17 protein-coding genes are annotated in these 8,860 nt (G+C 51.4%); all 17 read right to left on the bottom strand.

Going from position 1 to position 8,860, the window contains the following annotated elements:
• Positions 1 to 27: 27 nt before the first annotated feature.
• The 17 genes from rpsN to EKN83_RS23600 all read right to left on the bottom strand — a co-directional run bounded on the left by rpsN (position 28) and on the right by EKN83_RS23600 (position 8,800).
• Complete coding sequence (gene rpsN / locus EKN83_RS21795; protein WP_003863291.1) at positions 28 to 333, bottom strand: 30S ribosomal protein S14; 306 nt, start codon at positions 331 to 333, stop codon at positions 28 to 30.
• Positions 334 to 347: 14 nt separating this feature from the next.
• Positions 348 to 887 carry a 50S ribosomal protein L5 gene (rplE, locus tag EKN83_RS21800; protein ID WP_001096202.1) on the bottom strand — a complete coding sequence of 180 codons (540 nt, stop codon included), beginning with the start codon at positions 885 to 887 and terminating at the stop codon, positions 348 to 350.
• Positions 888 to 901: 14 nt separating this feature from the next.
• Entirely contained in the window at positions 902 to 1,216 is a 315-nt protein-coding gene (gene rplX / locus EKN83_RS21805; protein WP_003863287.1) for a 50S ribosomal protein L24, read from the bottom strand.
• A 10-nt stretch (positions 1,217 to 1,226) separates the two neighbouring features.
• Positions 1,227 to 1,598, bottom strand: coding sequence for a 50S ribosomal protein L14 (rplN, locus tag EKN83_RS21810; protein ID WP_002919748.1), 372 nt, complete (start codon positions 1,596 to 1,598; stop codon positions 1,227 to 1,229).
• A 166-nt stretch (positions 1,599 to 1,764) separates the two neighbouring features.
• A complete protein-coding gene (gene rpsQ / locus EKN83_RS21815) occupies positions 1,765 to 2,019 on the bottom strand; it encodes a 30S ribosomal protein S17 (RefSeq protein ID WP_008503489.1) in 255 nt (84 codons plus the stop codon).
• Positions 2,019 to 2,210, bottom strand: a complete 192-nt coding sequence (rpmC, locus tag EKN83_RS21820; RefSeq protein WP_013099027.1) for a 50S ribosomal protein L29 — start codon at positions 2,208 to 2,210, stop codon at positions 2,019 to 2,021. Before rpmC ends, rpsQ begins: the two co-directional genes overlap by 1 nt.
• The gene (gene rplP, locus EKN83_RS21825) at positions 2,210 to 2,620 is read right to left on the bottom strand and encodes a 50S ribosomal protein L16 (RefSeq protein WP_002919759.1); all 411 of its coding nucleotides are present in this window, start codon (positions 2,618 to 2,620) and stop codon (positions 2,210 to 2,212) included. The genes rpmC and rplP overlap by 1 nt, the downstream gene beginning before the upstream one ends.
• A 12-nt stretch (positions 2,621 to 2,632) precedes the next feature.
• Positions 2,633 to 3,334: a 30S ribosomal protein S3 gene (gene rpsC / locus EKN83_RS21830; protein WP_000529945.1), complete on the bottom strand. Its 702-nt coding sequence runs from the start codon at positions 3,332 to 3,334 to the stop codon at positions 2,633 to 2,635.
• A 17-nt stretch (positions 3,335 to 3,351) separates the two neighbouring features.
• A complete protein-coding gene (rplV, locus tag EKN83_RS21835; protein WP_002919773.1) occupies positions 3,352 to 3,684 on the bottom strand; it encodes a 50S ribosomal protein L22 in 333 nt (110 codons plus the stop codon).
• 14 nt (positions 3,685 to 3,698) lie between these two features.
• Positions 3,699 to 3,977, bottom strand: a complete 279-nt coding sequence (gene rpsS, locus EKN83_RS21840; RefSeq protein WP_001138117.1) for a 30S ribosomal protein S19 — start codon at positions 3,975 to 3,977, stop codon at positions 3,699 to 3,701.
• 16 nt (positions 3,978 to 3,993) lie between these two features.
• Entirely contained in the window at positions 3,994 to 4,815 is an 822-nt protein-coding gene (gene rplB / locus EKN83_RS21845; RefSeq protein ID WP_008457150.1) for a 50S ribosomal protein L2, read from the bottom strand.
• Positions 4,816 to 4,832: 17 nt separating this feature from the next.
• Positions 4,833 to 5,135 carry a 50S ribosomal protein L23 gene (gene rplW / locus EKN83_RS21850; protein ID WP_000617546.1) on the bottom strand — a complete coding sequence of 101 codons (303 nt, stop codon included), beginning with the start codon at positions 5,133 to 5,135 and terminating at the stop codon, positions 4,833 to 4,835.
• On the bottom strand, positions 5,132 to 5,737 hold the full coding sequence (gene rplD, locus EKN83_RS21855; RefSeq protein ID WP_000424395.1) for a 50S ribosomal protein L4: 606 nt from the start codon (positions 5,735 to 5,737) through the stop codon (positions 5,132 to 5,134). The genes rplW and rplD overlap by 4 nt, the downstream gene beginning before the upstream one ends.
• Positions 5,738 to 5,747: 10 nt before the next feature.
• Entirely contained in the window at positions 5,748 to 6,377 is a 630-nt protein-coding gene (rplC, locus tag EKN83_RS21860; RefSeq protein ID WP_003863274.1) for a 50S ribosomal protein L3, read from the bottom strand.
• A gap of 32 nt (positions 6,378 to 6,409) precedes the next feature.
• The gene (rpsJ, locus tag EKN83_RS21865; RefSeq protein ID WP_001181005.1) at positions 6,410 to 6,721 is read right to left on the bottom strand and encodes a 30S ribosomal protein S10; all 312 of its coding nucleotides are present in this window, start codon (positions 6,719 to 6,721) and stop codon (positions 6,410 to 6,412) included.
• A 244-nt stretch (positions 6,722 to 6,965) separates the two neighbouring features.
• Complete coding sequence (locus EKN83_RS21870; protein WP_126801686.1) at positions 6,966 to 7,343, bottom strand: hypothetical protein; 378 nt, start codon at positions 7,341 to 7,343, stop codon at positions 6,966 to 6,968.
• Entirely contained in the window at positions 7,340 to 8,800 is a 1,461-nt protein-coding gene (locus EKN83_RS23600) for a peptidoglycan-binding domain-containing protein (RefSeq protein WP_260591346.1), read from the bottom strand. The genes EKN83_RS21870 and EKN83_RS23600 overlap by 4 nt, the downstream gene beginning before the upstream one ends.
• Between the last annotated feature and the right edge of the window lie 60 nt (positions 8,801 to 8,860).

The following is an 8,860-nucleotide window of genomic DNA, read 5'->3' on the forward strand; positions in this document are numbered from 1 at the left end:
TCTTTACTCCCGTGATTCAATTGGTAATTACCAGCTAGCCTTTTTCAAGCCTGGCACTTCACCGCGCATAGCGGCTTCACGCAGTTTGATACGGCTCAACCCAAACTTGCCCACATAACCATGTGGACGACCTGTTTGACGACAGCGGTTACGCTGACGAGACGGGCTGGAATCACGCGGCAGAGACTGCAGCTTGAGAACCGCATTCCAACGATCTTCGTCGGAAGCGTTCACATCAGAAATGATCGCTTTCAGTTCAGCGCGTTTAGCGAAGAATTTATCAGCTAAAGCTACGCGCTTTACTTCGCGTGCTTTCATTGATTGCTTAGCCATTCAGTAACCCTACCTTACTTGCGGAACGGGAAGTCAAAGGCAGCCAGCAGAGCACGGCCTTCTTCATCAGATTTCGCAGTAGTGGTAATGGTAATATCCAAACCACGCACGCGGTCGACTTTATCGTAGTCGATTTCTGGGAAGATGATCTGCTCACGGACACCCATGCTGTAGTTACCACGACCGTCGAAAGACTTAGCGGACAAGCCACGGAAGTCACGGATACGTGGAACAGCAATAGTGATCAGGCGCTCAAAGAACTCCCACATGCGTTCGCCACGCAGAGTTACTTTACAGCCGATCGGATAGCCCTGACGGATTTTGAAGCCTGCAACTGATTTGCGTGCTTTGGTGATCAGCGGTTTTTGACCGGAGATTGCTGTCAGGTCAGCTGCTGCGTTATCCAGCAGTTTCTTGTCAGCGATCGCTTCACCAACACCCATGTTCAGGGTGATCTTCTCGACCCGAGGGACTTGCATGACAGAATTGTAGTTAAACTCAGTCATGAGTTTCTTAACTACTTCGTCTTTGTAGTAATCATGCAGTTTCGCCATCGTACTACTCCAAATTACTTGATAGTTTCGCTGTTAGACTTGAAGAAACGGACTTTTTTACCGTCTTCGAATCTAAAGCCTACACGGTCAGCCTTGCCGGTAGCCGCATTGAAAATTGCAACGTTAGAAACCTGAATAGCAGCTTCTTTTTCAACGATGCCGCCTGGTTGGTTCAGGGCCGGAACCGGCTTCTGATGTTTCTTAACCAGGTTGATACCTTCAACGACGAGTTTGCCGGAAGACAGAACATTTTTCACTTTACCGCGTTTACCTTTATCTTTACCGGTTAACACGATAACTTCGTCATCACGACGGATTTTCGCTGCCATGATTCGCTCCTTAGAGTACTTCTGGTGCCAGAGAGATAATTTTCATGAACTTCTCAGTACGAAGTTCACGAGTTACCGGCCCAAAGATACGCGTGCCGATAGGCTGCTCGCTGTTATTGTTTAAAATAACGCATGCATTACCATCGAAGCGAATGACAGAACCGTCAGGGCGACGAACACCCTTCTTGGTGCGCACCACTACCGCCTTCAGCACATCACCTTTTTTGACCTTACCACGTGGAATTGCTTCTTTGATGGTGATCTTGATGATGTCGCCTACGCCTGCGTAGCGACGGTGCGAGCCACCCAGAACCTTGATACACATTACGCGACGTGCACCGGAGTTGTCGGCGACGTTCAGCATAGTCTGTTCTTGGATCATTTTAGTGCTCCGCTAATGTCAACTACTACCTGAGACTCTAAAATCAGAGCCGTTAAAAAGCCCCATATCGAGGGCGCGGCATTATAACACCGCTTCTGCAATATGGGTAGAAAAAATAAACGGCTCATCGCTGAGCCGTTTATTCGTATTGAGAACGCGTACTGTATTACAGAACCGCTTTCTCTACAACGCGAACCAGCGTCCAGGACTTAGTCTTGGACAGTGGACGGCATTCACGGATTTCAACCTTGTCGCCGATACCACATTCGTTGTTCTCGTCATGTACGTGCAGTTTGGTCGTACGCTTGATGAATTTACCGTAGATCGGGTGTTTCACAATGCGTTCGATAGCAACAACGATGGATTTCTCCATTTTGTCGCTAACAACACGACCTTGCAGAGTACGGATTTTATCGGTCATTACGCACCCGCCTTCTCAGTCAGTAAAGTCTTAACGCGTGCAACATTGCGACGCACTTGCTTCAGCAGGTGAGTCTGTTGCAGCTGGCCACTTGCAGCCTGCATACGCAGGTTGAACTGCTCACGCAGCAGGTTCAGCAGCTCAGCGTTCAGCTCTTCAACGCTCTTTTCACGCAGCTCTTTTGCTTTCATTACATCACCGTCTTAGTTACAAAGGTGGTTTTGATAGGCAGTTTCGCTGCTGCCAGGCCGAAGGCTTCACGGGCCAGCTCTTCCGGAACACCGTCCATTTCATACAGGACTTTGCCCGGTTGGATCAAGGCAACCCAGTACTCCACGTTACCTTTACCTTTACCCATACGAACTTCCAGCGGCTTCTCGGTGATCGGTTTGTCCGGGAATACACGGATCCAGATCTTACCTTGACGCTTAACTGCACGGGTCATTGCACGACGTGCTGCTTCGATCTGACGTGCAGTCAGACGACCACGGCCAACAGCTTTCAGACCGAAAGTGCCGAAGCTAACATCCGTACCCTGCGCCAGACCACGGTTGCGGCCTTTGTGCACTTTACGGAATTTTGTACGCTTTGGTTGTAACATCAGCGACGCTCCTTATTTACGGCCTTTACGCTGCTGCTTTTTAGGTTGAGCAGCCGGTTTTTCCGGTTGTTCAACAGCAGCCATACCACCCAGGATCTCACCTTTGAAGATCCATACCTTAACGCCGATTACACCGTAAGTGGTGTGCGCTTCAGAGGTGTTGTAGTCGATGTCAGCACGCAGAGTGTGCAGCGGTACGCGACCTTCACGGTACCATTCGGTACGTGCGATTTCCGCGCCGCCCAGACGGCCGCTAACTTCAACTTTGATACCTTTAGCGCCCAGACGCATTGCGTTCTGTACAGCACGCTTCATAGCACGACGGAACATAACACGACGTTCCAGCTGAGAAGTGATGCTGTCAGCAACCAATTTAGCGTCCAGTTCAGGCTTACGAACTTCAGCGATATTGATCTGTGCAGGAACGCCAGCGATATCCGCTACGACCTTGCGCAGTTTTTCTACGTCTTCGCCTTTCTTACCGATAACGATGCCAGGACGAGCAGTGTGAATAGTCACACGGATGCTCTTAGCTGGACGCTCGATAACGATACGAGATACAGACGCTTTAGCCAGTTCCTTAGTCAGGTACTGACGTACTTTAAAATCGCTGTCCAGGTTGTCAGCGAATTCTTTGGTGTTCGCAAACCAGGTAGAGTTCCATGGTTTTACAATACCCAGGCGAATACCATTAGGATGTACTTTCTGACCCATTGCTAGTCTCCAGAGTCTCAGCGATCGGACACAACCACAGTAATGTGGCTGGTGCGCTTCAGGATGCGATCTGCACGACCTTTCGCACGCGGCATAATGCGCTTCATGCTTGGGCCTTCATCTACGAAAATTTTCGCAACTTTCAGATCGTCGATGTCAGCGCCATCGTTGTGTTCAGCGTTAGCAATGGCAGATTCCAGTACTTTCTTGACCAATACCGCAGCTTTCTTGTTGGTATAGGTCAGGATGTCCAGGGCCTGCGACACTTTCTTACCGCGAATCAGGTCAGCAACAAGGCGAACCTTCTGAGCAGAAGAACGAGCATGGCGATGTTGAGCTAAAGTTTCCATCTCTTCCTCCTACCTTATTTCTTCTTCGCTTTTTTATCAGCAGCGTGGCCGCGATAAGTACGAGTCGGTGCGAATTCACCCAGTTTGTGACCAACCATTTCGTCGGTAACAAAGACTGGAACGTGCTGACGACCATTATGGACAGCGATGGTCAAACCGATCATGTTAGGAAAGATCGTTGAACGACGGGACCAAGTGCGCAGGGGCTTCTTGTCTCCGCTTTCCACCGCTTTCTCTACCTTCTTCAGCAAGTGCAGGTCAATAAAAGGACCTTTCTTGAGAGAACGTGGCATGGCTTATCCTCTAAAATTATTTGCTACGGCGACGTACGATAAATTTATCAGTACGCTTGTTGCTGCGGGTCTTCTTACCTTTGGTCTGAACGCCCCACGGAGATACCGGGTGCTTACCAAAGTTACGACCTTCACCACCACCATGTGGGTGGTCGACTGGGTTCATCGCAGTACCGCGAACGGTAGGACGAACACCACGCCAGCGTGCAGCACCTGCTTTACCCAGAACGCGCAGCATATGCTCAGCATTGCCAACTTCGCCCAGAGTAGCGCGGCAGTCTGCTTCGACTTTACGCATTTCACCAGAACGCAGACGCAGGGTGACATAAGCACCGTCACGCGCAACGATCTGAACGTAAGTACCCGCGGAACGCGCCAGCTGACCGCCTTTACCTGGTTTCATTTCTACGTTATGAACGGTAGAACCAACCGGGATATTGCGCATCGGCAGGGTGTTGCCTGCTTTGATTGCAGCATCAACGCCAGACTGAATCTGGTCGCCAGCTTTCAGGCCTTTAGGGGCCAGGATGTAACGGCGTTCGCCGTCTTTGTACAGAACCAGCGCGATGTTCGCGGAACGGTTCGGATCGTACTCAAGACGTTCAACAACTGCTGGGATACCGTCTTTGTTGCGTTTGAAGTCAACAATACGATAAGCCTGCTTGTGGCCACCACCGATGTGACGAGTGGTGATACGGCCATTGTTGTTACGACCACCGGATTTGCTGTTTTTTTCCAGCAACGGAGCAAAAGGTTTGCCCTTGTGCAGCTCAGGGTTAACCACTTTAACTACGTGGCGACGACCCGGAGATGTCGGTTTACATTTAACAACTGCCATTGTATTACTCCTCCGACTTACTCAGCGCCGCCAACGAAGTCCAGATTCTGGCCTTCTTTCAGGGTGACGTAAGCTTTTTTCCAGTCGCTACGACGACCGATACGCTGTCCGTGACGTTTAACTTTCCCTTTAACTACCAGGGTGTTAACGACTTCGACTTCGACTTCAAACAGTTTCTGCACAGCAGCTTTGATCTCTGCTTTGGTCGCGTCTTTAGCAACTTTGAGAACGATGGTGTTTGTTTTTTCCATCGCAGTAGACGCTTTTTCAGAAACGTGCGGTGCGCGAAGCACCTTCAGCAGACGTTCTTCACGAATCATGCCAGCATCTCCTCAACTTGCTTAACAGCATCAGCAGTCATTACGACTTTGTCGAAGGCGATCAGGCTAACCGGGTCGATACCAGTCGCATCGCGTACGTCAACCTTGTGCAGGTTACGTGCGGCCAGGAACAGGTTCTCGTCCAGCTCACCGGTGATGATCAGCACATCTTCCAGAGCCATGTCTTTCAGTTTCTGTGCCAGCAGCTTAGTTTTAGGCGCTTCTACAGAGAACTTCTCGACAACGATCAGACGATCCTGACGTACCAGTTCGGACAGGATGCTTTTCAGCGCGCCGCGGTACATCTTTTTGTTAACTTTTTGACTGTGGTCCTGTGGACGCGCAGCGAAGGTCACGCCACCTGAACGCCAGATCGGGCTCTTGATAGAACCTGAACGCGCACGGCCGGTACCTTTCTGGCGCCATGGCTTTTTGCCAGAACCAGTTACTTCAGCACGAGTCTTCTGAGCACGAGTACCCTGACGAGCACCAGCTGCATAAGCAACAACAACCTGGTGAACCAGCGCTTCGTTGAAATCACGACCGAAGGTAGTTTCGGAAACAGTCAGCGCGCTCTGCGCGTCTTTCAATACTAATTCCATTGCTATCCCCTTACGCCTTCACAGCTGGTTTAACGATCAGGTCGCTACCGGTTGCACCCGGGACCGCACCTTTAACCAGCAGCAGGTTGCGCTCAGCGTCAACACGTACTACGTCCAGGCTCTGAACGGTTACACGTTCGTTGCCCAGCTGACCTGCCATTTTCTTGCCTTTGAACACTTTGCCCGGAGTCTGGTTCTGACCGATAGAACCCGGAACGCGGTGAGACAAGGAGTTACCGTGAGTAGCGTCCTGGGTACGGAAGTTCCAGCGCTTAACGGTACCAGCAAAACCTTTACCTTTAGAGGTACCGGTTACGTCAACTTTTTTAACGTCAGCAAACAGCTCAACGCTAATGTCCTGACCTACGGTGAACTCTTCGCCTTCAGCAAGACGGAATTCCCACAGACCACGGCCAGCTTCTACGCCAGCTTTAGCGAAGTGACCCGCTTCTGGTTTGGTTACACGGTTAGCTTTTTTAGCACCAGTGGTAACCTGAATAGCGCGGTAGCCATCGTTAGCCAGATCTTTAACCTGAGTAACGCGGTTTGCTTCAACTTCGATTACGGTTACTGGGATAGAAACGCCATCTTCAGTGAAGATGCGGGTCATACCCACTTTTTTACCGACTAAACCAATCATTGTTTCAACCTCTCAATCGCTCGATGACCTGATTAACCCAGGCTGATCTGCACGTCTACACCGGCAGCCAGATCCAGACGCATCAGAGCATCAACGGTTTTCTCAGTTGGCTCAACGATGTCAACCAGACGCTTGTGAGTGCGGATTTCGTACTGATCGCGCGCGTCTTTGTTAACGTGCGGGGAGATCAGAACGGTGAAGCGCTCTTTGCGGGTCGGCAGCGGGATCGGACCACGGACTTGCGCACCAGTGCGCTTAGCAGTCTCGACGATTTCCGCGGTTGATTGATCGATCAGACGATGATCAAACGCTTTAAGGCGGATACGGATTCTTTGGTTCTGCATGAGACCAGAGCTCCAATTATTTTATAAACGAAAATGATTACTCCTCAAACCCATTACGATTGATGGGAGAGTGTAACCGTTCTTACGTAGCTCCCCAATTGGGAGCATTGTTGAGTAACAAAATGAGCTACTCAGGTTCATATCGAACCAGCCGTCAACTACGACAAGCCCGCGCATTATACGTATTTACGGACGTAATGCAAGCCGACTGTGTCGATATTAACCAACCTTTCGACGAGACCGTTTATTGACGGTCGATATCAGCCATCGCCTGCTTTACCCGGGCCCGGAGATCGGCGTTGATTTCAGGTGCCTCTGGCGTCGCTGGCGTCTCATCAACACGCTCTTCAAAGACCGCCTCTTCCCCCTCTTCTTCGGGTACGGGCAAGGGGCGTTTTTTATAGACATAGTGTGCATCTGACAGGTAATAGGCTTGAGGAGCGGTCTCTGCGCGAGACGGCAGAGAAAACCCGCTGCTAATATAATAGCCCGTCAAAACGCAGCCAGTGCCGTACGTTAGCCAGAGAAAGCCTCTCCAAACGCAACGCCAAAAGGTCACCGGCATGTCTGGGCGGATAAACATGTCCCCCCCGCACGGATACACTTCTTTTTTGTCACTCATCTCTTTTCCTCATCCTGAGCTAGCGTCGGACTCTCCCCCAGCGCCTGCCAGAGACGAATAAGCGAGAGTTGCCCCATCACACCATCCGCTTTAATCTTGTGTTGGGTCTGAAACTGACGAACTTTTTCAGCTAACAGCGGACTCCACTCTCCTGTCCCCTCTGCGTCAACGTTTAACAGACGGCTCAGCATCTTATCGAGCCAGACAATATCGTCGGGACTGCTTTTCCTTGTTATGCTCGCATTACCCTCCGGCGAGGGTTTCCACATCCGCGTCGAGCTTCCCGTCCATACCGTGCTAAACCAGGTCTTATCAACAATCCACGTGTGACTGCCGGTAAGCACGGTAAACGTCTTATCCCCTCCTCCAATGACCACCACCGGCAAAAGGAGAGTCTCCATCTTCAGTGTGGCTATCCAGGGAAGGCCCTGATACTGCAGCGTCTCGAGAGTGTCATTGCCGGAGAGACAGGCCATCCCGCCCCGGTACGCCTGATCGCACCATGCTTCACCGTTGTCTACCTCATAACCCCAAACGCGATAAAGTAACGCGAGCGATTCACTGGTAGACATAATCTCTGATGTCAATGTCAGGGGAGGAGAGGCGGGCCGGGATAACGCGACGGACAGCAGGCTTTCTGGCTCCGGCAGCCAGCGGGACAAAGGATGAGAAAAATACCGGCCTGCTGCCCCACACAGCACCGCCACGACGATTAACGCCAGGCAAGTCCGGCGAGGATGGTGCGTCGCGGGTAAATAGCGCAAGGCGGCTTGCTGTAGCGCCGGCGCGACAGCAGCCTGCTCTTCTTTATTACGACGAATAAATTCTCCTGTCCGGGCGACAAGATGGAGATTGCCGTGACAGCGACGCATAACCTCTCTGACGAAACGCTCCGCCAGTACACCCGACTCCTCACGTTCGATATCAGCATGAGCAGCAATGACCTCCCGGCAATCGTCCTTGTCCGGGAAAGGTATCTCGATCCATACCGGGTGCAATTTCCTCAGGCGGCGCTGCAGACGGTGACCAAATGTCCCGGTTAATAACAATCGGGCGTTTGGCATGATGGCGATAAAATCCTGAACCGTTGACACCAGCCTGTTACCGGCGCGCTGGCCATTTTCCAGCACAAACAGCGGTGTGCCCTCCTTCATCTCCCCTATTACGCCAGACAGTCCACTCCAGAGCGCCCCAAAGGAGAATACCCGCCCGGTTAAGCCGCCCTCGATTTGGGTATCCGCCAGCACTATCCATTCCTGCTGGTATCCTTTACGAGTGAGTAGCCCTAGCGTCAGAGCGCGATGCGCCCACGCGGTGACAACCCCCTGCGCAAGTAAGCTTTTCCCCGCCCCCTTTGCGCCGTGCAGTATTAACCACGGTTCGTTGTTCAGCGTTGAAATAAGGGCGCGCCGTAACAGGCGATGCCGGGTAGTATAAATAGCATTGAATTCGTCCATGAATAATGACATCCCTGTATAATATCTTTTTCCTAAAGAGTGAAAGCTTTCGGCAAAAGA

This window comes from Enterobacter sp. WCHEn090032, from assembly GCF_003986875.1.
Taxonomy (GTDB): domain Bacteria; phylum Pseudomonadota; class Gammaproteobacteria; order Enterobacterales; family Enterobacteriaceae; genus Enterobacter; species Enterobacter sichuanensis.

Coding starts and splice junctions, on each gene's coding strand:
- rpsQ (WP_008503489.1), bottom strand. CDS start 2,019: ATGACCGATAAAATCCGTACTCTGCAAGGTCGTGTTGTTAGCGACAAA.
- rpsC (WP_000529945.1), bottom strand. CDS start 3,334: ATGGGTCAGAAAGTACATCCTAATGGTATTCGCCTGGGTATTGTAAAA.
- rplX (WP_003863287.1), bottom strand. CDS start 1,216: ATGGCAGCGAAAATCCGTCGTGATGACGAAGTTATCGTGTTAACCGGT.
- rplE (WP_001096202.1), bottom strand. CDS start 887: ATGGCGAAACTGCATGATTACTACAAAGACGAAGTAGTTAAGAAACTC.
- EKN83_RS23600 (WP_260591346.1), bottom strand. CDS start 8,800: ATGGACGAATTCAATGCTATTTATACTACCCGGCATCGCCTGTTACGG.
- rplP (WP_002919759.1), bottom strand. CDS start 2,620: ATGTTACAACCAAAGCGTACAAAATTCCGTAAAGTGCACAAAGGCCGC.
- rplC (WP_003863274.1), bottom strand. CDS start 6,377: ATGATTGGTTTAGTCGGTAAAAAAGTGGGTATGACCCGCATCTTCACT.
- rpsN (WP_003863291.1), bottom strand. CDS start 333: ATGGCTAAGCAATCAATGAAAGCACGCGAAGTAAAGCGCGTAGCTTTA.
- rplN (WP_002919748.1), bottom strand. CDS start 1,598: ATGATCCAAGAACAGACTATGCTGAACGTCGCCGACAACTCCGGTGCA.
- rplD (WP_000424395.1), bottom strand. CDS start 5,737: ATGGAATTAGTATTGAAAGACGCGCAGAGCGCGCTGACTGTTTCCGAA.
- rpmC (WP_013099027.1), bottom strand. CDS start 2,210: ATGAAAGCAAAAGAGCTGCGTGAAAAGAGCGTTGAAGAGCTGAACGCT.
- EKN83_RS21870 (WP_126801686.1), bottom strand. CDS start 7,343: ATGAGTGACAAAAAAGAAGTGTATCCGTGCGGGGGGGACATGTTTATC.
- rplV (WP_002919773.1), bottom strand. CDS start 3,684: ATGGAAACTTTAGCTCAACATCGCCATGCTCGTTCTTCTGCTCAGAAG.
- rplW (WP_000617546.1), bottom strand. CDS start 5,135: ATGATTCGTGAAGAACGTCTGCTGAAGGTGCTTCGCGCACCGCACGTT.
- rpsJ (WP_001181005.1), bottom strand. CDS start 6,721: ATGCAGAACCAAAGAATCCGTATCCGCCTTAAAGCGTTTGATCATCGT.
- rplB (WP_008457150.1), bottom strand. CDS start 4,815: ATGGCAGTTGTTAAATGTAAACCGACATCTCCGGGTCGTCGCCACGTA.
- rpsS (WP_001138117.1), bottom strand. CDS start 3,977: ATGCCACGTTCTCTCAAGAAAGGTCCTTTTATTGACCTGCACTTGCTG.